This window comes from Acidobacteriota bacterium (assembly GCA_038040445.1).
GTDB lineage: Bacteria > Acidobacteriota > Blastocatellia > UBA7656 > UBA7656 > Onstottus_A > Onstottus_A frigus.
On the sequence record JBBPIG010000017.1, the window covers coordinates 87,626 to 108,743 of the forward strand.

Sequence of the window (21,118 nt, forward strand, 5' to 3'; positions counted from 1 at the left end):
GCGGCCAGCCTCGCGCGCTGTCAAGAAACACCAGGGAAACCAGTGCCTGCGCGCACGCATTGTGCTAAAGTTTTACAAGTCGGAACATTCTGGCCGGACAAGGTGTCTAACCTAGCGACAAGTGAGGTGAAGGGCCATTGCCCGTTTCGCTTGGAGCTACACGGCGCTCGGCTTCATCAGGCCGGGCGGTGGCCCACTCCGGTCAGGCGTTACCGAAGGAGCGCCATTCAATGTCAGCGAGAGACATGGCCGCACTGGAGCAAAATACCCTCGCCGGTCTCGATCTCGATGCCGGAGCGATAGAGCACCACCCTGAGGCGGGGTTGATTTCCAGATTGCGCGCCCGCGATCTTGCTGCCTTCGAAGAACTGGTGGCTCAGTTTGAGCGGCCCGTCTACGCGTTGTGTTTTCGCCTGCTCGGAGATGCCGAAGAGGCGCGGGACGCGGCGCAGGAAACCTTCTTGAAGGTCTACCGGGGACTGGGCGGGTTTCGCGGCGAGGCGGGATTGAAGACCTGGATTTATCGAATCGCGATAAACCAGGCGATGAATCAGAAACGCTGGTGGCGGCGGCGCCATCGCGACGAGACCATTTCGCTGGACATAACGCGAGGCCAAAGCGATACGACCATCGGCAACTTGCTTCCGGGCCGCGCCCGCTCGCCTGAAGCGCAGGCGATTTCCAGCGAACGCGAGCACAACATAATGCGCGCGCTCGGCGAGATCAAGGACGAGTATCGGATCGCGCTGATGCTCCGCGAAATTGAAGAACTATCGTACGAGGAGATCGCCCAGACGTTGGCGATCTCGATTGGAACCGTCAAGTCACGCATCGCGCGCGGACGCGAAGAACTCCGCCGCCGCGTGAAGGATCTGTTATGAAGAGTGATGCGTAATGCGTGATTCGTGACCGGAGGCAGCAGGTTTCAACGCATCACGAGGTCAGTTTTTATGGAATGCAAGAAGTTTGAACTAACAGCCTCGGCTTACATAGACCGGCAGCTCCACGAGAATGAGGCGGCTGAGTATCGGGAACACCTTTCGACCTGTGAGGGTTGCCGCTTGCGTCTTGTCGCGACAGAAGCCGTGTCTCTAGCTTTAAGAAATGCTGATCGGCCGGCGGTCCCGCGTGAGCTTCGCAGCTACATTATGACCGAGGCGACGAGACGTGCTCGCAGAGAGATCAGTCTATCGGAGAGCCTGCTTATGTGGCTCTTGAAACTGAACCCCCGTCCAGTGGCTTATGCCACCGGACTGGTTATTTCGCTGCTGTCGTTTTCGGCTCTATTCTCGAGCTTCAGACCGATTCCATTTAGCGAGAGTCAGAGCGAAGCAGCAGCGATATACCCGATCATCAGCGGCTCGGACCGGGAATATCACAGCTACAACAATCTGCCTCCCGACCGGGGATTAACTGATACCGAGCACTACTACCAACTGCCGCGCGTACTCGACAACAGCGCACTGGTCAGCTTCAGCCATATTGCTTACCAGAAGCGCGGCAACCAGGGCATGTCCGCGCTGGTCGAAGTTGATTCGGATGGACGCGGAAGGCTGGTGAATGTTATCGATGCGCCCACCGACCCATACATGATCGAGCAGTTGTGGTGGTCGCTGCGCAATCGGACTTTTCAACCGGCAACTGTGTCGGGCCGCCCCGTCTCTACTCGCATCATCCTGCTGGTGGAGAAGGTCGACGTGAGTGGATGAAAACCTGTCAGCAATCAGTTGCCGTGTTCGCTTTTGAGTACTGACCGCTGACAACACGCCCCGTCCGACGAGCGCCTTCCTTTCAGATTCCCGAGAGCGCCTTAACAATTCAACAGAGCGCCTGGCGCGGCATCGTGCTGTCTCATACGTGAGTCACGCGCTGGAGCTGCGTAAATGGAGAACAGTCATGTTTGATCAGCTAGTTGTGTCTACGGTTCAGAGGAGCAAAAGAAGAACTGCGAAGTTTTTCTTCGGGACTGGGGTTTTCTATCTGGTGGTGGTCTCTAGCGCCTTCGCTCTTTCGATACTCATGGCCAACCCGAGGCTTGCGGACACGGAAGTCTTGACCCTTGTAGGCCGATTGCCTTCTCCACGCTCGCCGATTGTCCACGAGATTCGTCAAGGCTCGCCATCCACGACGCCGCCGGACCTTAACAACGTACAGGACTTTGATGCCATTCTAAGCCACCGCACTACAACACAACGAAGGTTTCCATTGCCGCCCGGCGCGTTCGTTCCGTCGGGTCAAGCTTGGCTAGGCGCGGAAGGTGAGGGCGGCCCACCATCCGGCATTGGCAGCCCTGGCGTTTTCGGCGGGGAGAGAATGGGTGATCCGCCACCCACACCTGACCCGCCGAAACCAAAGCCGCCCGCGCAACCAACAGTAGTGGATAACAAACCGATCAAGGTCCCGTCCACAGTGCTTCAAGGCAAGGCGATTGAACGCCGCAAGCCGTCCTACCCACCGCTGGCGGTTCAGATTCGCCTTCAAGGCGATGTGGCGGTCGAGATTATTATCGCGCCGGACGGCCGAGTGGAAACCGCGCGAGTCATCAGTGGTCATCCTATTTTGGCTACGTCCGCAAGAGAGGCGGCGATGGCTTGGCGGTTCGAACCGACGTTGTTGAACAAAGTGCCGGTGCGTGTGACCGGAGTCATCACGTTCGTGTTCAAGCTGAGCGATTAAGAATGGATTGCCCGCAGGCTTCAGGTCAGGCCGCGATGACGGTGGAGGTAGTTATGGGAAAAACGGAAAGAATACTCTTGCTGTCCGCGCTGATACTCTTGGGAGCCGGGTGGTCGCTCTACCATTTTGGCTCACAGCTAAACCTCGAGGTGGGCGATTACGATCAGATGCTGGGGGAGCAGGCTCCGGGCGACAAGTGGCTTTACGTCGGCGGTTTGATGATGCTGATCTCAGGGTCGCTTGCCGCGGCGGCGTTTCGATTCTGGAGGGGAAGCAGAAAAGAGGCCGCAGGCTCGACGTTGAATGGGTCTCGCAACAACTGATGGACCGATACGGGCGCCCCATCGTGGGCGCCCCACAATGCTCATGGCATGTCGCTGAGCAGGTCATCACGTTAGTGTTCAAGATGGGTGAGTGAGGGTGGCAAGCTCTTTTAGAAACAGAACAGAGAATTAGCTTTGGGCCTCAGGTGGCCTTGGCTCACTTGAAGGGCCACTTAGAGCCGCACGTCAGACGTGAAGCGAGGCATTGAGTATCTCAATGCCTACAAGTTGATCACCTCTGTAGTCGAGAATGACGTAGTCGTTTAGCTCGTCGCTTCGCGTCGCCTCTCCGTTTTCAGTGAATCCAACATAAACTACGTCTGCCTCGTCATCATACCTGGACCATCTCGGCTCTCCCGGTATGATGATCTGATGCCCAAGCTGCTGAAGAAAAGAAGCGAGCCTTTCTTCAGCTAGTATCTCTTTTGTCGTGGCCATGTCTTGAACCATATCGTCGCATTCTTAGTCGTCTACTTTTAGCACTGCAAGAAAAGCTTCCTGCGGGATCTCTACTTTGCCGACTCGTTTCATGCGCTTCTTGCCCTCTTTCTGTTTTTCGAGCAGCTTGCGCTTTCGTGTGATGTCGCCGCCGTAGCACTTTGCGATAACGTTCTTGCCAAGCGCCTTCACTGTTTCGCGCGCGATTACCTTGCTCCCGATTGCCGCTTGAATCGGGACCTCGAACAACTGCCGAGGGATGAGCTTGCGCATTTTCTCGACCAGCGAGCGTCCCCGGGCGTACGCGAACTCTCGGTGAACGATCAGCGATAGCGCATCGACCGGCTCTTCCGCAACCAGCATGTCGAGCTTGACCAGGTCGCCTTTGCGATAGCCGGTCAACTCATAGTCGAACGACGCGTAGCCGCGCGAGAGGGATTTCAGACGATCGTAGAAGTCGAGCATTATCTCGGCAAGCGGCAGTTCGTAAGTGAGCAGCACCCGCTTTGGAGTCAGATACTCGAAGCCAAGTTGAGTGCCCCGCTTCTCCTCGAGCAGCGCGAACAGCGGGCCGACGTAGTCGTCGTTGCTCATTATCATCGCGCGAATGATCGGCTCTTCGATCATCTCGATCCTGCCGGGGTCGGGAAGCTTCGCAGGACTGTCGATCTCCGTCACTTCGCCGGAGGTCGTGGTCACTCGATAACGCACGGTCGGAGCGGTGGTGATCAGCTCGAGATCGAACTCACGCTCCAGCCGCTCTTGAACTATCTCCATGTGCAGCAGCCCAAGGAACCCGCAGCGATATCCAAACCCGAGGGCGGCGGATGCTTCGGGCTCGTAGAAGAATGACGAGTCGTTCAAGCGCAGTTTGTCCAACGCATCGCGCAGTTCTTCGTACTTGTTCGACTCGATCGGGTAAAGGCCGGCGAAGACCATCGGCTTGATACGCTTGAAGCCGGGAAAGGGGGTTAGGGTTTGACGGGCGGCTTCGGTCACTGTGTCGCCGATCTCTACGTCGCTCACGGTCTTGATCTGAGCGGTGAAGAATCCCACTTCTCCGGCGCCCAGCTCATCGATCTCGCGCGGCTTCGGGGTGAGCACTCCGAGCGCGTCCACCTCGTATTCTTTCTCTGCGTCCATCAAGCGGACTCGCATGCCCGGCCGGATGACTCCGTCGATCACTCGCATCAGAACGACCACTCCGCGATAACTGTCAAACCACGAATCGAAGATCAATGCTTTGAGCGGCTCTGCCTTGTCACCGGCGGGAGGCGGGACCTCGCGCACGACAGCTTCGAGAACTTCGTCGATTCCGGTTCCCATCTTGGCTGAGATCATCAAAGCGTTTGCGGTATCGAGTCCAATCGTCTGCTCGATCTCTTCGCGAACGCGTTCGGGCTCGGCGCCCGGCAGATCGATCTTGTTTATCACCGGAATCAAATGCAGGTTGTGATCGAGCGCCAGATAGGTGTTCGCAAGCGTCTGAGCTTCGACTCCCTGCGACGCATCGACGACGAGCAACGCACCTTCACATGCCGATAGGGAGCGCGATACTTCGTATGAAAAATCAACGTGGCCCGGCGTGTCTATCAAGTTGAGCACGTACTGCTGGCCGTCGCGCGCCGTGTAGTCGAGCCTTACCGCGTGCGCTTTGATGGTGATGCCGCGCTCGCGTTCGAGATCCATCGCGTCAAGCACTTGCTCGGACATCTCGCGCTGAGAGAGCGCTCCGGTGACTTCAAGCAGACGGTCGGCAAGGGTGCTCTTACCGTGATCGATGTGAGCGATGATCGAGAAATTTCGGATATGTTGGAGATCAACCATAAGAATTCAGTGAATGGAGTTTAGGAAAGGAAGTATAGCAGCAGTGAGCCGAATGTGCCGACTCAGTACGAATGAAGTAATGTTGGCGAACATCCAGTGAGTGGTATACTCGTCACTATGAGCGCAGAGAAACCTTACGTAACAAGCGTTGAGCTGATCTTCCGCGAGAGTGACGGGCAGATGATAAACGCGCCCCTTTTCTTCGAAGCCAACGCGCCGATTCCTCTGGCTGGAGAAGAAGTCATTTTCTACGGGGATCGTTTCAAGGTCTTGAGTCGTCAATTCTCGTACCGGATTGGAAACGAAAAGCAGTTTGCCGATATTCAAGTGCTGTTTACTTGCGAGAAGGTTGCGCTACCGGTCGCGGTGCCGCAATTCATTCCCCATCGTGAGTAGAGTGCGAGATGGCTGAGTAGCAGGAGTGGATGTCTTTGCGCTGAACTCTAAATAGCGCCGAGTGATGCCGTGGTCCGTCGCAGTCCCAAGGCGATTGTGGTAGAGACTAGGCACCGCATGGCCGCGGCGACATAGGAAGGCCGATTCGAAACCTGGGCATCCGGCCGGGTCGAACTATGATCATCCAAACTACTGCATTAGTACTCCGCGGCGTGCCCTCAGAGGGCCTCACCCTACAGCGCGTGTGGCATCTAGATCAGACTGAGTTATCCGTGTCGGCAACAGCTGTCCTCCAAGCGCTATCCAGCGACCAAAGCGCGAGTGACATAGCCACCCACACTGCCTGGCTTAGCCAAGCCGTTCTGGAGTTTCAGGACGTCCAACCTCTGATTATGCCTCAGGAAGGTCAGTTCCTGAACCGAAACTATCTCTTTCATGAAGCGTTGGCCGCCTTACGAGAGTGTGTCCTCAGTGGACTCAACGGGTCATATCACGCCTCATTCGCCGTGCTTCGATCGGCGCTAGAACTCTTCCTCTCGCACTACTGGTGGCGAAAGCGGCTGCAAGGCGAGGGGTCATATGAAGAGTTCTACCGGTGGCTTTTTGGTGAACTTTCTGGTCGAAATGATCCTAGCTCAGGGTTTAGAAAACTAGCACGTGAGACCTATGCGGGCCTCAGCCTGTCGTCGTCCGCACGAGACCAAATCGCCATAACCGATATCTATGCCAAGCTGTGTTCCTATTCCCACAAACCGATACTTGCTGAAGCGACTACAACGTTGAAAGGTGGGAATGAATTCGGGGCAAGTCTTCGAGCGACCTCATACTGGCTAGAACTTTTGACAGAAGCTCTGGCGTGCCTGCTTGACTTTGCTATCGCCAATCACCCACAAGCCGTGTTCCCAGTTGATGTCTGCCGGAAGTTTGGTTTTAACACTCCTGTTGGTGCCCTTATCGATCAGTACAGCTTCGTCCCAATAGAGACAGCCCTTGGCACCTCCAGAAGCACTGAATATCAGCGATACTACCGCACCCAAGCCACGCCCGCTTTGCAATCGTATGAAGCGCAGGCTGATCTAAGCAACGATGAGATTATGGCCTCGTGGACTGAGGGTGGTAGTTTCGACGATGACGAAGACGATTTCGAGACGAGACTATTCCATAGGGTGGTGGCCTCGAAAGCGAACACACGAGCAATTCTGCTTTCATTCTCTTACGGAGCACCTCCACATAGCCTCAAGATGAAGGACGGAAAGTTCGAAGTCTCAATGCGGACGTTAGACGGGGAAGTCCAGACAAGGGGAAATGAAAAACGTCCGATTAGTCGTGACTGAGGCTTAAGAAAATGATATACGCGACCACCGAACGAAGCCCAAGGGACGAGAGAACTGCCGTTGAACCGAACTGGCCGGAATGATACGATGACCCCCATGAGTTCCTCAGCCGAATCCATTTTCGAATTGAGTCTGTCGGAGAAGCTCCAGTTGGTGGAAGATCTCTGGGATGACATCGCGTCCACGCCTGAAGAGGTGCCAGTACACGATTGGCAAAAAGAAGAACTCGCGCGGCGAAAACAGAATCTCCTCAGCAATCCGGGTTCAGCGCTGAGCTGGGAGGAAATCCAGCGGCGAGTTCGCAGCCGATATGGCCGCTGAACTGCTCTTCGCGCCCGAAGTCGAATGGGATGTCCTCGAGGCCTATGCGTGGTATGAGGGTCGGCGTCCCGGCCTCGGTGAAGACTTCTTGACTTGCGTTGACGCTTGCGTTCAGGCCATCTGTCGCCGTCCTGAAATGTACTCAGTGGTCTATGACGACTATCGAAGGGCCCTGGTCAGGCGATTTCCTTATTCGGTGTTCTACGAATATTCTCAGAACGCAGTGACAGTCTACTGCGTCTTCCACAACTCTCGTGACCCGGAGAAGTGGCGTCAACGATTGGACTCGCGGTCGTAGTTCTATCGACCAAACCGGTAGGCACCTTTCGTTTCTAGGAATCGCGAAGACGATATGCCTCATCGCAGATCTCGCGTAGCGTGGGATCGGAGCCGTAGTTGCCAGCAAGACTCGAAACGCTCACTGCGTCGATCTCAAGCGACTGCAATTCGCCGAGCGCCACCCGTTGCTGGATCTCGGCTTTTAATCCGGCGATGGCTTGAGCGCGGTCGGGTTTCACTACACGGACATTCGGCGCGCCGATGAGTGATGCCGCGAATTGACCGTCGACCGCCTCTACAAAAATCGAGAAGCTCATATCGCCCTCCAGGTACTTGAATCTTACAGATTGCTGTTTACCATCTCAAAATGGTTCGAGGCGTCGAGGGTCAGGCTTTAAATTCCAATTCGGTAGAATCAGTTCGTTTGATCCCGCGCAAGCAGCGCGGCGCCGATCATCCCGGCCTTTGCGCCGAGCTCGGCGATAACCATCTCGCAGCTATTGAATGAAGGCGGGAATGCGCGGCGGCGAGTCTCTTTGATCGTGGGCTTCAGTATCAAGTCACCGGCATCCATGACTCCTCCGCCCATGACCACCATCTCGACGTTCAGCAAGTTGATCACCGCCGCAAGAGCGATGCCCAGGAACATGCCGGTGCGCTCCATCATCACCTGAGCCATCTCATCGCCTTCTCGCGCCGCGTGAGCGATGTCTTCGGCGGTGAACTCGCGGTCGCGCGGGATCGCAAGCCGCGACAGCGACGACGTACGGTCGCGATATAACCGCTCGCGTGTGCGCCGAACAATATTCGGGCCGGAGGCGATTGTTTCCAGGCATCCGATATTGCCGCAGGCGCACTCGATGCCTTCAGGGTCGATCGTCATGTGCCCGAATTCGCCCGCGAACCCGGCCGCCCCGCGATAGATCTGCCCGTTGATGATCAAACCTGCGCCGATGCCCGTTCCGAGCATCACGAAAAATACTTCGCGCCGCCCGCGCGCCGCTCCCACTTGAAGCTCGCCGTATGCGGCGGCGTTAGCGTCGTTATCGAGTATCACCGGCAGCCCCGTCTCTCGTGAGAGCTCGGTAGTTATGTCTATCCGTGAAAGCGCCGGAAGGTTCGGCATCACCTCGATGCGGTTTGTCTTCCGATTGACCAGGCCGGGTATGCCAACTCCGATTCCCGCGACTCGTCCTTCTGCATTCGTGTCGTCGCGAAGAGCAAGCGCGGCCTGCACCACCTGATCGAACAAGGCATCGGGGTTCCGCTGTTCAGTCTCAAATCGAGTCTCGTGAATGATGTCGCCACTGTAGCTGATGAGCGCGCCCTTGAGAGCGGCCCCGCCGAGGTCGATGCCTATGTAGATTGGAGACGCGGTTTCCTGGCTCGTTGTCATAGAGGGTACCCGCGGCGCTGCGGAGACGTTATCAAGCTTAGTTACTGAGAATAACAAAGGCGTCAAACGGATGTCAATTTTGACGAAGTGCGCTAGAATCCTTCGACCTATGTTGCTCCGTAGTTTAGTTTCTGGTTTCAGTTGAGGCTTACTTCGCCACCAGAAACGGGCAAACCGGAAAACTTCGAACCAGGAACCAGAAACTATAGGAATGTACGAGCTGCTGCAAAGATACGGGCTGTGGGCGGTGTTCTTCGGGACGATGATTGAGGGCGATCTTACGCTTCTATTTGCGGGCGTGCTTGCCCGGGCCGGGCTCTTCACTTTCGAGGAAGCGCTTGTCGTAGGCACGGCGGGTGGTTTCGTCGGCGACACGCTCAGCTACATGATCGGCGCGCGCTTTCGCGGCCGGGCGCGAACCTGGCACTTCTTTATCCGCGCGCGGCCGCGCGTCGAAAAGCTGATAAGCAAGTTCGGAGTGCTGTCGGTGTTCATCGTGAAGTACGTATACGGCCTTCGAACCACAAGCGCAATATTCTGCGGGCTGGCCCACTTCGGCTTTCTCAAGTTCGCGCTGCTGACGCTGGTAAGCTGTGTCGTTTGGGTTGGCGTGCTTTCCGGCCTCGGCTTCACTTTCGCGACCGGCATTGAAAAACTGGTCGGTGACCTCAAACGAATACAAATTATTCTGCTCATCGCCGTGATAATAGTTGCTACCGTGTACGTCATCAGCAGGTTCGAGAGGAGAGTCATCGAAGAAGAAAAGGAATTCTTCAATATCAAGGACGACAGTAAAGCCGAAAAAGCAAAAGCCTCAGATAAATCCAGACAAGCGCCGGGCCGCAGCCCTAGAGATCGAAACAAGTGATTTCAGAAACCGTTTCCTATTACCGCATTCTAAGAAAGCTCGGCGCGGGCGGAATGGGCGAGGTCTTTCTGGCGGAGGACACGAGACTGGGGCGACAGGTCGCTCTCAAGTTCTTGCCGGCTTCCTACCAGTACGATTCAGAGCGGCGCGGCAGGTTCCTCAAAGAAGCTCGAGCTGCGTCGGCGTTGCGCTCACCGAACATTGCAGCCATCTACGATATCGGCGAGCACGACGGCGCGATGTTCATCGTAATGGAGTACGTCGCAGGCGAAGTGCTGTCCCAGCGCATCGATCGCGGGACGCTGCCGACGAGCGATGTCATCGATATCGCTATGCAGATCGCCGATGCGCTCGACGAGGCGCACTCGCTGGGCGTCATTCATCGAGACGTAAAAAGCTCGAACCTCATCATCAACGAGCGCGGGCTTGTGAAGATGCTCGATTTCGGCCTCGCTAAGATGATGCAGCCTGGCAGCTCGCGCGATAGCGAAGACCCGACCGCGGCGCTTGGGGGGCAGACGGCTTTCGGCGTAGTGATGGGGACAGTCTCGTACATGTCGCCCGAGCAGGCACTGGGACGCGACTTGGATCAGCGCTCGGACATCTTCTCGCTCGCCGTCGTGATCTACGAAATGCTGACCGGAAGGTTACCCTTCGATGGCGCCAGCGCAACTGAGATTGTCGATAACATAGTTCACAAAGAACCTGTCGCCATCGCTCGCTTCAACTACGACGTGCCGCCAGAGCTGGAGCGCATAGTGCGCAAAGGCATGGAAAAGGACCGCGAGCGCCGGTATTACTCTTCGCGCGAATTGGCGACCGACTTGCGGAACCTCCTCCGGGACAGTAACACGGCCGCGATTACCGGCGTAGCGGCATCTCGAAAAACGCAAACGCCTCGCCGTACCCGTTCTCGCAAGCCGATCGACTCGCTGGCTATCCTGCCGCTGATCAACGCGAGCGGAGATCCCGACACGGAGTACCTCTCGGACGGAATCACCGAAAGCATCATCAACAACCTCTCGCAGCTTCCCAAGTTGCGAGTGATGGCACGGAGCACGGTGTTCCGTTACAAAGGCAAAGACGTCGACCCGCAGAGCGTCGGGCAGGAGCTTGGCGTGCGGGCGGCGCTGACCGGCAGAGTGCTTCAACGCGGCGAACTTCTGATCATCAAGGCGGAGCTCGTCGACGCTGAAGACGGTTCACATCTTTGGGGCGAGCAATACAACCGCGAGCTATCGGATATCTTCACGATCGAGGAAGAGATCTCAAGAGAGATCTCCGACAAGCTCCGGCTAAAGCTGAGCGGCGCGGAGAAGAAGCGGCTCACCAAGCGCTACACCGAAAACACCGAGGCGTACCGGCTCTATCTCAAGGGACGGTTTTACTGGACCAAGCGGACAGAAGATGGGCTCAAAAAAGGAATCGAGTATTTCCAGAAAGCGATCGAGAGCGACCCCGGCTACGCGCTCGCGTACGCGGGCCTGGCCGACTCTTACAACATACTTGCAAGCTACAGCGCGCTCGCGCCGAAGGACGCATTCCCGAGGGCGAAGGCGGCGGCGACCCGAGCGCTGGAGCTCGATGACAAACTCGCCGAGGCCCACACTTCGCTGGCTTTCGTTAAGTTTGGATACGACTGGGACTGGGCCGAATCCGAGCGGGAATTCAAACAAGCGATCCAACTAAACCCTGGGTACGCGATTGCCCATAATTTTTACGCGGTGATACTTGCCGCTCTCGGGCGATTCGATGAAGCCATGGCCCAAATCAAAAAAGCGCACGAACTCGACCCGCTCTCGCTCCCGATAAACACAAACCTGGGTTTTCTTCTCTATCTCGCACGCCGTTACGATGAGTCGATCCAACAATACCTGAAAACGATTGAACTGGATGAGGGATTTCCGCTGGCTCATCGCAGGCTTGCTCAGACCTACGAGCGGAAGCAAATGTACAGTGAAGCCGTCGCCGAGTTTCAGAAAGCAAACACGCTCTCGGGCGAGGATGTCGAGGTGCTGTCGGCTCGCGGACATTTCCACGCAATCCTGGGGGAGACAGAGAAGGCGAATGAGGTGTTGCAGCGCATGGACGCGCTTGCAAGCCGCAAGTATGTTCCGGCGTACCTCATCGCGAGGATCTATCTTGGTTTGGGCGACAACGACCGCGTATTTGAATTGCTCGACAAGGCCTGTGAGGAAAGGTATGGCTATCTGGCGTACCTCAACGTTGAACCGCTATTCGATAGCATCCGATCAGACCCTCGGTTCTCTGATTTAGTCCGCCGCGTCGGCCTCGGCGAGCCTACGACAGAGTCTCGCTAAGCAATCGCTGTTGGAAATAGCGATCGCTCGTACCGGTAGCATTCAATTTTCAATTCGCTGATTTCAAACGACGCCGGCGCGCAGATGTAGCGGTCGGAGGGTAACGCGTTATATGCGGCGGGCGTCAGCAAAATCTCGCTCTTTTCCGCAAGGTCTTCGCCCAGCTTGCACGCAATGTTCACTTCCGACCCGAAGATATCCTTGTCATCGATGACCAGAGTCTCGCCGTAGCCGATTCCGATGCTGCCGAAGATATCGCGCTCGGGCGGGACTACGCTGTTGACCGCGTCAAATGCCCGAAAGATGTCGAGGGCCGAGTCCAGCGCATGCCCGGGATCTTCAAAGATGGCATACAAATTATCAGCCTCCTGTTTGATGAGCGTACCTCCGTTGCCGTTCACCGCGGGACTCGCAGCCTCGGCCATCTGATGGATCATCGACAAGTAGTGGATGATTCCATACTGGAGAGTGAGTCGTGAAAACCCAACCATATCGAGTACAAGGACAGCGACCCTGCGCTCCAAGGCGTCGCGTAACTGCTGGTCGAGCTCGGCTGCCCGTTCGGGAAATTGATTGCGCTCGGAGAGCAGGCGGCGCATGAGATGGCGGCCGCTGCGAGTGGATGAACCGGCGATGGAGGACGAGACATTCTTCAACTACACAACCTTCTTGGGCATTTCGTTCGGCATTTCAAACCCTGGGATTCAGATTCGATTGCTTCGAGCGGCTATTCGCTGCAAGCTTGGCCGATTCTTCTAGCGTCCGTCGATTACTTGCCCTTGATGAACTCGCGTATGTACCCGTCCACAAGCTCGGGCTTCTCGTGAATGACCCAGTGCGTTCCGTCGGGTATGCGTTTGATGGTCAAATGCGGGACGAACTTATCGAGCCCCTCCAAGTTGCCGGTCAGCAACGCGGTGTCCTTCTCGCCCCATATGACCAGCGTCGGCACCTTGACTTCGAGCGACGGCAAGCCGGCGGCAAAGCTCGCAGCATCTTTATCGCCTTCAGCAGGCGGCCCGACGCGCGCGGCGCGATAGTAGTTCAAACCGCCGGTCAGGGCGCCAGGTTGCGACCAGGCTTCGATATAAGCCTGCTTGTCTTCTTCCGTGAACACACCATTCTTCAGCCCTTCGCCTAACACAATCTGCACGAGAAGGCCGTAGTTGTTGGCCGAAAGAGTCTGCTCCGCGCCCGCGCTCCGGAACATCAGCATGTAACCGCTGGCCTTTTGTTGAGCCGGATTGTCTCGCAGTTCGCGCTGGAACACGCCCGGATGCGGCGCGTTGATGATTACGAGCTTTTCGAGATAGTCGGGGTGAGCTATTGCGAATGCCCAGGCGATTGCGCCACCCCAGTCGTGCGCGACAAGAATGAACTTCTTGTGACCGAGCTTTTCAGCAAGCGCTCGCAGGTCTTCGACCATGTACTTGACCTGATACTGATCGACCTCGGCAGGCTTGGAGGAAAGGTTGTAGCCTCGCATATCCGGAGCCACCGCCTGGTAATCGCGCCCGAACTCGGCGAGTTGATTCTTCCACTCGTACCAGAACTCAGGGAAGCCGTGAACAAACATGATCAACTTCCCCTTGCCCGCCGTCACATAGTGCAAGCGGACTCCATTCACCTCTGCGTATTCGTGTTTGAACATGGTTCCTTTCGCTTCTTTCTTCTTGCCGTCGTCTTTGCCGGCAGGCTTCTGCCGCCCGTCAGCCCAAATGAACAGCAGCGTTGCCAGCAGTGCGGCCGAGATCAAGCGAGGGGGCATTGCAGGTCTTTGGTTTTTCATAACAGCCGGTTTCTCCTTCATGCACTTTGCTGTGCTCTACTTCTTTTTTGCATTTGGATGAAGATATTCTTGCGGCGGGCCTTCGTAGATGGTGAAGCACCGCTGGCAACGATGAATCGTGTTTCCAGGCGCCCCCTTGCCAACAACTTCGGGAGGAACGGTCAGCCACTGCTTCACATGCCCGTAACAGTTCTTGCCCTTTTCGTCTTTGACGGTGCATACGGTCTGCCCCGGCAGGAGCGGTAGGTACTCGCCCGTGGCTTGAGTCCCTGGCTGGATTTCTTTGGATTGGATGTTCATCGCGCCGGCTTCAACCATGAGCTTACTCTCGTAATGATTTCGAGGCGCTATATTATGGCACAGGTGAGTTGTTGGTCAATCACCGGGAGCCCGGTCGCTTTGTCCGCATTCGAGGTTTGATATAATCTTGAAGCTCAAAGCGAGGCTACAATGTCGCCAAACCAAAGCACGTCTGCGATCACCGGAGAAGAATTCGTAGCATCACTCGCCGAAGAAAACCATGCAGCGCTCGAGCGGCTCGGGCAGCTCAGCGCGGCGGGCGAAGCGCCTCAGGAGTTGACCATTGACAGGCTTCTCCGCGTCGCTCTCAAGAATGAACTCGAGGCGAGCGAGGTGGCGGCGATATGGATGGCCACAACTTCGGAGCTCGATGTGAAGCTCGCTTTCGCCCGGCAGACCGGTGATGAAGCTAAGCACTATCGATTGATTTCCGACAGGCTGAAGGCTATCGGCGTTGATGCCGATGGAATTGATCCGCGAGAAGGGGGCTACTCGGCACTGTTTGAATATCTGCGCCAGCTTCAGAGCACGGTGGCGCGGGTGGCCGCAGGTCAGTTCACCCGCGAAGCGATTGCGCTGGTCCGCAACCAGTGCTTTATCGACTTCTGCGAGGCTCGCGGCGATCACGAAACGGCGGCGCTCTATCGCGACGTGATTCAACCTGACGAGCAACATCATCAGGAACTCGGTCGGCGATTGCTCGCAATTTACGCTTCGAACGATAACGAGCAGCAGGTGGCCCGCCAGGCCGCTGGCCGCACACTCGAGCTCGCCGAAGAGATACAGGAAATGGCCCGGCTTAAGATCGGGATAAGCCGCGCGCCCGGTTGCTAAAGCCGATCCAGACACCGCCGCTTTGGTTTTACGTGATGCTCAGCTCAACCGAGATTTGTATTTACTCACCTGGTCATACCAGATAGCATTAGCCGGGGATTGGGCCAACGTGTAGCCCGGTCTCACGCGCATCCCAACGCTACCGCCCCTCTGTAAGATGCTGAAACTCAGCGCCGGCCCCTGGTTTTGCCGTCTCCACTAAGAACACGCAATGCCGCAGTTATCAAGAGGCGATATACTCGACCGCATTGCACGGGGTGAAGGGCTTCGAGCGGCCAATCTCGTGCGGACCGATCTTTCAGGTATGGACCTCGCCCGCGTCGACCTTGCGGAAGCCAACTTGAGAATGGCCGACTTGAATCGCGCGAACCTCCGAGAAGCGCGGCTGACGGGCTGTTTTCTTAGCGGCGCAATTTTGAACGGAGCCAACCTCACAGGTGCAAACATCGTCGAGTCGAGCATGATTGGCGCGACGCTAAAGGGCGCCGACCTGAGCAGGGCTGATCTGAGCGGCTCCGATCTAACCGGCGCCAACCTCCAAGGCGCCGATCTGGCGGGGGCCTATCTTGTTGGCACTTTCCTGAACGAGACCGATCTCAGCGGCGCGAATTTGAATGGCGCCTTCGTCCGAATGGCCCAAATGGCCGGGAGCAACCTGGCCGGAGCTTCGCTCGAAAACGCCGATCTTTCCTACACCGATCTCTCCGGCGTTCGCCTCGATGGATGTTGTTTGATCAGCGCTAACTTGATGGGCGCAAACCTTTCGGGCAGCACTTTGAAAGGGTGCGACATGCGTGGCGCGGACCTGACCGGTGCGGATCTGAGCGGATGCAACCTGACGGGCGCCAAACTGCGCGATGTGAAGTTCGCGGGCGTTAAGCTTTCCGACGCGTGGGCTGAGTGGGTGGACATGGCGATCGACGGCATTGAAGATCGCGCCTCGCTCGAAGAGGTATTCGTCGGCATTATAGGGACGCCAGTTGCGCAGTTACTCGTCGAGGGCCGGGTCGGCGACGATGTTTGGGTCGTGATACTCGCTCATTTGTGCGCGTTTCAGGTCAGCCATCCGGATGCCGGCGTACGCCTGAGAGGAATCCACGAGGGCATGAGCGCGTCGGCTCTCTACCTGGAAGCGGATCATGAGTCGAGTCTTGCGGCTTACCTGGCAGAGTTCGCGGACATAATCGGCAAGGGCTCGCTGGAGCTCTTCGACCAGTTGGCATCAGCGGCCGCGGAACAAAACGAGCGCGCCCCGGGGGCGAATGCTCAGTCCGCTGACTTCGCTGCACACCTGCCTTCATCCCGGCACGATGGACTGGATCAAGCTCTGAGCCAACTGGCGGGGATGGTCGATGCGCTTCACCAAACCGCCTTTTGGACAAGCGACAAAGCAGTATTGATTCTCACGGGCAACCGCCAGATATGGCTCGAAGCGACTTCCAACCCAGCACTCACGCTGCGGCCGCCGCACGGCTCCGCCGTTGGAGTCGATCTAGTGCGCGGCCACTTTGTCACCGATGAGCTTCGACGAAGCAAGACGCTGGCCGGCACTCGATAGCCGGCCACAGCGCAGAAGCCGAGCCTCAATTAGCGATTTATAATAGAGGGCTAATACGAGTCTAATCTCGCAGGGTTATAATAACGCGGCACTTGTACAAAGCTTCCGGCGCAACTCAGCGCTGTGCTAAGCTAAAAGCCGGAGCAGCCCGAGGCTCTGACGTTCACCAGCTTACAACAGGAGTACACCTATGAAAACGACGTTACTTAAGCGAGCTACGGTCATGATGCTCGCGGCGATGATTGTTTCGCCGACTCCCCTCCTAGCAGATGATAAGAAACCCGCCCCGAACCAGGAGCCCGCGCAAGCCTCGACCGAGAGCGGCGTGGGCGCGCCAAAGGGCAAGCTCGCCGACGACGAGAATCCGCTGATGATCGGCAAGCGCAATATCAACAGCCACCAGATTAATTTCTACTCGCTTAACAAGGAGGTGAACCTCGGCCGCCAGCTTGCAGCCGATGTCGATCGGCAGGGCAAGTTCGTAGATGACCCTGTGGTGGTTGAATACGTGAATCGCGTCGGCCAGAACCTCGCGCTGCATTCGGATGCGAAGATTCCTTTCACCATCAAGGTGCTCGATTCGGATGACGTGAATGCGTTCGCGCTGCCGGGAGGGTTTCTTTACGTCAACAGAGGCGCGATACTGGCGGCCGACAGTGAAGCGGAGCTTGCGGGAGTGATGGCCCACGAGATCGCACACGTGGCTGCGCGTCACGGCGTCGAACAGCAGTCAAAGATGACGCTCACAAACTATGCGATGATACCGCTGATCTTCATGACCGGCGGACTCGGATACATTGCTTACCAGGCCGCGCAGATCGGCGTGCCGCTGACGTTCCTCAAGTTCAGCCGCAACGTCGAGTCGGAAGCCGACAAGCTCGGCGCCCAATATCTGTGGTCAGCGGGCTACGACCCCAACAACTTCCTGAGCTTTTTTGAGAAGCTCGAGAAAAAAGAAAAACGCAAACCGGGCACTCTTTCGAAACTGTTCGGCTCTCATCCTCCGACGCCCGACCGCATCATCAAGGTTCACGACCTGCTGGCGAGATTCCCGGATCGCGACGAGTACACAATCAGCACGTCAGAGTTCAATCGAGTGAAGTCGCGACTGCTTGCGATCACGAATTCCAAGACGCTCGACGCGGCGGGAAACCGCGAGACGGGTCCGAAGCGCCCGACGCTCAAGCGGCGTAAAGAAGGTGAAGACCCGTCTCAGCCAAGCACTACCGGTGAAGATGCGAAGGACAAGCCGACGCTGAAGAGGCGCGATAGCGACGGCAAGCCGGCTGATACAAAGCCGCCCGAGACAAAGCCTCCTGGCCAACTGTAAGCGTTAGTTCATTACTCCTCCGTAAGCTGAAGGGCCGGCGGTGCTCCATTGCACGGCCGGCCCGATTTGTTTTTGTTAGCCATAGTACCGCGCAGTTATTAGCTCAACCCTCGGAGTAGCCCCTCCGGTCCGATGCGATAGCAGTCAATCTTTGACAATGCTTCCCACTCGAGTCTGGCGGGATTCTGGATGGCAGTCACCTGAGGCTCGGACGCGCAGTTGAACACAACGTACAGCCAGTACTCATCGCCCAAACTCTGAGCTGTCTTGTACTCATTGGCCGTGAGCGCTATCTCACCGACTCCGGCTCGTCCCTTCACTTCGATGAACCTTGTTTCGATCTGCTCGCGCGAATCATCGGTGCGAAAACGACGCGAAACAAGATCGAAGCCGCGAGTATCGCTCTCGACGCTTTCCACCCTGCAACCTTGCGCTTCCTCAAAAACGATAACCGCTCGAACCGCGACGTTTTCAATTTCAGCGAACCGGAGATCAGCCTGCGTGTCCTGCTCGCCAGAGGGCCGAGTCACGGTATAGCCGACAGCCTTGTAAGCCTTCAACCGCTTCTCGTACATGCGATTCAGCACGGGCACGCAAGCGTCGACGTAATCATAAACCCGGACGACGTGCTTGTTCGCGTGGAGCCGATGCAGCCGGCCGACGTACTGCTGGACCGTGCCTCGCCAAGAGATCGGCATAGCCAGGAACAGCGTGTCCAGTCGAGCATCGTCAAAGCCTTCGCCCATGTAACGCCCAGTCGCGAGGATCACACGTTGCTGGTCTTCAGGCACCGCTTTTATCTGCGAAGCAAGCGCATCCCGTTGCCTCTTGCCCATTCCATAAGGAAGACGTTGGGCACGCGGCGCGATAGCTTCTCGACGAAGAGTTGTAAGTGGTCCGTACGCTCCGTAAGCACGAGCGGAACCCGCCCGTCTTCGACGGCGCACACAATATCAGAGACGATTAGGTCCGTTCGCTGGTCGTCATTAACTAGAGCAGCGTAGATATCCTGTATGCCGATGCCGGTCCATTCCGGAGGCACCGTGAATTCAGTGAACCTGGGTATGACCTCGTGTTGAATAGCTGAAGCGGCCGCCTGTTTCTTGCTGCTCACGTTGAAGCGAATGGGGCCGCACTGCATAAGGATGATTGGGTGGTGGCCGTCTTTGCGAACCGGCGTAGCAGTTAGCCCGACAACGTACCTCGCTTTTACCTTCCTCAACACTCGCTCGAACGTGAAGGCGGAGACGTGGTGGCACTCATCCACGATCACCTGGCCGTATTCGGCAACGAGGTCTTTCACGTCGCCCTTTCGGATCAAGCTCTGAATGACCGCTACGTCTATGCGTTCAGCTCGCGAAGTCTTGCCTCCGCCAATCTGGCCGATGTCCTTGACGCTAAGCCCGAGGAAGACAGCCAACCGTTCCCGCCACTGGTCCATTAAATGGCGTCGATGAACGAGGACCAGCGTGTTCACTTTTCGCGTTGAAATCAGCCGCGCCGCTACCGCCGTCTTGCCGAAGGCAGTCGCCGCGCAAAGGATGCCGTCATCGAAACCAGCGAGAGCATTCGCAGCCTCCGTCTGACCCGCCCGAAAGTCGCCGTGAAACTCGACCTCGATGGAGATGCCGCCAAAGCGATGGTCTGACACCTCGACAGCGATTCCGTGGCTTTCGAACAGTTCGAGCAGTTCTTGCATTAAGCCGCGGGGCAGCGCGATGTGATGATCAAACTCTTCCGCGCAAGCGATAACGCGTGGTTTGGCAAAAGTCGAGAACCGCATTGCTTGAGCACTGTAGAATTCCGGGTTTTGAAATGCCGCCAGCCGAATCAGGCGATCCAGAAACGCCGCCGGTAAACCCTTCTTTTCGACGTAAAGCATATCGCCGCGTTGGATTGATACACTGCTGGGCAACGGTTCTTCGATAACTCCAGTGCGTAACCGGCCGGAAGGCGGCAGAGTCCAGGGATCACTCGCGTCATCGTCCTCGAATGCGCTCCGTCGCACACCGATAATGTCGCCGGTTGGAATCGTGATGCGGATGAGCGATTGAATTTCGTCCTGCGTTAGTCGTCGGATCGAAGAGAGGAACGCCCACTGATCCTCGTAAGGTCGAAGCTGATTGTCGATGAAGACGCTGTTGCCATTCTCCCGAGGACCGCGCTGCAGGGGCAAGGCTATCAGGTTCCCGAACCCACCCTTGGGCATCGTGTCCTGACTTGGAAACAAACGGTCATACGAATCGAGGCCCATCGAGTAACGCCGCTCCATCGTGCGGGTCAACAGGGCGCTCGCGAGTCTTCGTGCCAGGGCCGCCGGAATCGGGGCTGCAAAGAATATCCAGACGTGAGCTCCGTTCCCCGATCGTGAGCGTTCCAGCGCGGCTGGAACGCCCAACCCATAACAAGTTTCTAAGAATGCACGGGCGTCCGTTTCCCAGGTCTTCTTGTCGAAGTCCACCGCAACGAACCAGCAGGTATCATCCTGTAGTAGAGGATAGACTCCGATGGTTTGTCTTCCGAGTAGATGATCTCTGATCACTTCCTCGGTCAGAGGGAAAAGCTTGCTGTGCCGAAAAGATCTCTTCTGCCCAGGGGAGGTTGCTTGGCTCCACTCGCGAATTCCCGCCGGCGAGTATCCCGTTCGACCGTTCCTCGCTTCCCACCTGACCGCATAGACATCATCGCGGCCACGAAACAGATTTCTGAACAACGACACTTTCAGTTCAGGTCGAGAGTCGGCCGTTACAGTAGCTGACGGTTGTGTCTTCTCCGGTTGTGTCTTCTTATGATCGAGTGAGAAGTGCGCCCCGACAATTGGGGCACGGTCCGCGGAAGGTTCACCGAGTCGAAGCCTCAGATCGGCATTCTCTTTTCGGAGACGCTCACACTCGGCGCGGGCTCTCTCGATCTGAGTCCTCAGAATCTCATCGCTCTCCACGGTTCTCGACCTCGTGAAAGACTCGCCGCACGCTGGCAGCCCTGCGGAATTCAACAGGAATCATACGCGCGCCGTCCGTCTGCTCAAAATCGGACGCGAGGCTGGCTTGGTACAGCAGAGATCTGATCGAGAAGATTAATGGGAGGCAAGAGAGAGTAGCTTGCGAACGGGAACTAGTCAGGCTACT

22 protein-coding genes are annotated in these 21,118 nt (G+C 56.9%); 13 read left to right on the forward strand and 9 right to left on the reverse strand.

Features of this window, described 5'->3' with window-relative positions; genetic code table 11:
• The first annotated feature begins 230 nt into the window (after positions 1-230).
• The 4 genes from AABO57_18345 to AABO57_18360 all read left to right on the forward strand — a co-directional run bounded on the left by AABO57_18345 (position 231) and on the right by AABO57_18360 (position 2,999).
• Entirely contained in the window at positions 231-881 is a 651-nt protein-coding gene (locus AABO57_18345; protein MEK6287682.1) for a sigma-70 family RNA polymerase sigma factor, read from the forward strand.
• Positions 882-950: 69 nt separating this feature from the next.
• Positions 951-1,709 (forward strand): zf-HC2 domain-containing protein, encoded by a 759-nt coding sequence (locus AABO57_18350; GenBank protein ID MEK6287683.1) that lies wholly within the window; start codon positions 951-953, stop codon positions 1,707-1,709.
• A 187-nt stretch (positions 1,710-1,896) separates the two neighbouring features.
• Complete coding sequence (locus AABO57_18355) at positions 1,897-2,676, forward strand: energy transducer TonB (GenBank protein ID MEK6287684.1); 780 nt, start codon at positions 1,897-1,899, stop codon at positions 2,674-2,676.
• Positions 2,677-2,729: 53 nt separating this feature from the next.
• Positions 2,730-2,999: a hypothetical protein gene (locus AABO57_18360; protein MEK6287685.1), complete on the forward strand. Its 270-nt coding sequence runs from the start codon at positions 2,730-2,732 to the stop codon at positions 2,997-2,999.
• Positions 3,000-3,185: 186 nt separating this feature from the next.
• Here AABO57_18360 and AABO57_18365 read toward each other — a convergent pair whose 3' ends face one another.
• Positions 3,186-3,449: a DUF2283 domain-containing protein gene (locus tag AABO57_18365; protein ID MEK6287686.1), complete on the reverse strand. Its 264-nt coding sequence runs from the start codon at positions 3,447-3,449 to the stop codon at positions 3,186-3,188.
• A 12-nt stretch (positions 3,450-3,461) separates the two neighbouring features.
• On the reverse strand, positions 3,462-5,264 hold the full coding sequence (gene lepA, locus AABO57_18370) for a translation elongation factor 4 (protein MEK6287687.1): 1,803 nt from the start codon (positions 5,262-5,264) through the stop codon (positions 3,462-3,464).
• Positions 5,265-5,360: 96 nt separating this feature from the next.
• Here lepA and AABO57_18375 point away from each other — a divergent pair, with 96 nt between their 5' ends.
• The 4 genes from AABO57_18375 to AABO57_18390 all read left to right on the forward strand — a co-directional run bounded on the left by AABO57_18375 (position 5,361) and on the right by AABO57_18390 (position 7,613).
• On the forward strand, positions 5,361-5,660 hold the full coding sequence (locus tag AABO57_18375) for a hypothetical protein (GenBank protein MEK6287688.1): 300 nt from the start codon (positions 5,361-5,363) through the stop codon (positions 5,658-5,660).
• Between the two features lie 392 nt (positions 5,661-6,052).
• Positions 6,053-6,994 (forward strand): hypothetical protein, encoded by a 942-nt coding sequence (locus AABO57_18380; GenBank protein ID MEK6287689.1) that lies wholly within the window; start codon positions 6,053-6,055, stop codon positions 6,992-6,994.
• Positions 6,995-7,090: 96 nt separating this feature from the next.
• Positions 7,091-7,315: an addiction module protein gene (locus AABO57_18385; GenBank protein MEK6287690.1), complete on the forward strand. Its 225-nt coding sequence runs from the start codon at positions 7,091-7,093 to the stop codon at positions 7,313-7,315.
• Positions 7,305-7,613, forward strand: a complete 309-nt coding sequence (locus AABO57_18390; protein MEK6287691.1) for a type II toxin-antitoxin system RelE/ParE family toxin — start codon at positions 7,305-7,307, stop codon at positions 7,611-7,613. Before AABO57_18385 ends, AABO57_18390 begins: the two co-directional genes overlap by 11 nt.
• A 34-nt stretch (positions 7,614-7,647) precedes the next feature.
• On the opposite strand, the gene AABO57_18395 is transcribed toward AABO57_18390, so the two are convergent.
• Both AABO57_18395 and AABO57_18400 read right to left on the reverse strand, forming a co-directional pair.
• Complete coding sequence (locus AABO57_18395) at positions 7,648-7,911, reverse strand: hypothetical protein (GenBank protein ID MEK6287692.1); 264 nt, start codon at positions 7,909-7,911, stop codon at positions 7,648-7,650.
• Between the two features lie 98 nt (positions 7,912-8,009).
• A complete protein-coding gene (locus AABO57_18400; GenBank protein ID MEK6287693.1) occupies positions 8,010-8,990 on the reverse strand; it encodes an ROK family protein in 981 nt (326 codons plus the stop codon).
• Between the two features lie 211 nt (positions 8,991-9,201).
• Between AABO57_18400 and AABO57_18405 the strand changes: the two genes are divergently transcribed.
• Positions 9,202-9,858 (forward strand): DedA family protein, encoded by a 657-nt coding sequence (locus tag AABO57_18405; GenBank protein ID MEK6287694.1) that lies wholly within the window; start codon positions 9,202-9,204, stop codon positions 9,856-9,858.
• A complete protein-coding gene (locus tag AABO57_18410; GenBank protein ID MEK6287695.1) occupies positions 9,855-12,179 on the forward strand; it encodes a protein kinase in 2,325 nt (774 codons plus the stop codon). The genes AABO57_18405 and AABO57_18410 overlap by 4 nt, the downstream gene beginning before the upstream one ends.
• Here AABO57_18410 and AABO57_18415 read toward each other — a convergent pair.
• From AABO57_18415 to AABO57_18425, 3 genes are all read right to left on the reverse strand, one after another.
• Positions 12,176-12,835 (reverse strand): adenylate/guanylate cyclase domain-containing protein, encoded by a 660-nt coding sequence (locus tag AABO57_18415; GenBank protein MEK6287696.1) that lies wholly within the window; start codon positions 12,833-12,835, stop codon positions 12,176-12,178. The two genes, AABO57_18410 and AABO57_18415, sit on opposite strands and share 4 nt — an antisense overlap.
• Positions 12,836-12,948: 113 nt before the next feature.
• The gene (locus AABO57_18420; protein ID MEK6287697.1) at positions 12,949-13,830 is read right to left on the reverse strand and encodes an alpha/beta hydrolase; all 882 of its coding nucleotides are present in this window, start codon (positions 13,828-13,830) and stop codon (positions 12,949-12,951) included.
• 174 nt (positions 13,831-14,004) lie between these two features.
• On the reverse strand, positions 14,005-14,286 hold the full coding sequence (locus AABO57_18425; protein MEK6287698.1) for a hypothetical protein: 282 nt from the start codon (positions 14,284-14,286) through the stop codon (positions 14,005-14,007).
• Positions 14,287-14,418: 132 nt separating this feature from the next.
• Between AABO57_18425 and AABO57_18430 the strand changes: the two genes are divergently transcribed.
• The 3 genes from AABO57_18430 (at position 14,419) to AABO57_18440 (ending at position 17,990) form a co-directional block, all read left to right on the forward strand.
• Positions 14,419-15,102 carry a ferritin-like domain-containing protein gene (locus AABO57_18430; GenBank protein MEK6287699.1) on the forward strand — a complete coding sequence of 228 codons (684 nt, stop codon included), beginning with the start codon at positions 14,419-14,421 and terminating at the stop codon, positions 15,100-15,102.
• A 211-nt stretch (positions 15,103-15,313) separates the two neighbouring features.
• Entirely contained in the window at positions 15,314-16,660 is a 1,347-nt protein-coding gene (locus AABO57_18435; protein MEK6287700.1) for a pentapeptide repeat-containing protein, read from the forward strand.
• Between the two features lie 190 nt (positions 16,661-16,850).
• A complete protein-coding gene (locus AABO57_18440) occupies positions 16,851-17,990 on the forward strand; it encodes a M48 family metallopeptidase (protein MEK6287701.1) in 1,140 nt (379 codons plus the stop codon).
• Positions 17,991-18,088: 98 nt separating this feature from the next.
• Here AABO57_18440 and AABO57_18445 read toward each other — a convergent pair whose 3' ends face one another.
• Both AABO57_18445 and AABO57_18450 read right to left on the reverse strand, forming a co-directional pair.
• Positions 18,089-18,826, reverse strand: a complete 738-nt coding sequence (locus AABO57_18445) for a DUF3883 domain-containing protein (protein ID MEK6287702.1) — start codon at positions 18,824-18,826, stop codon at positions 18,089-18,091.
• A complete protein-coding gene (locus AABO57_18450) occupies positions 18,787-20,532 on the reverse strand; it encodes a DEAD/DEAH box helicase family protein (GenBank protein MEK6287703.1) in 1,746 nt (581 codons plus the stop codon). The genes AABO57_18445 and AABO57_18450 overlap by 40 nt, the downstream gene beginning before the upstream one ends.
• Positions 20,533-21,118: the final 586 nt, after the last annotated feature.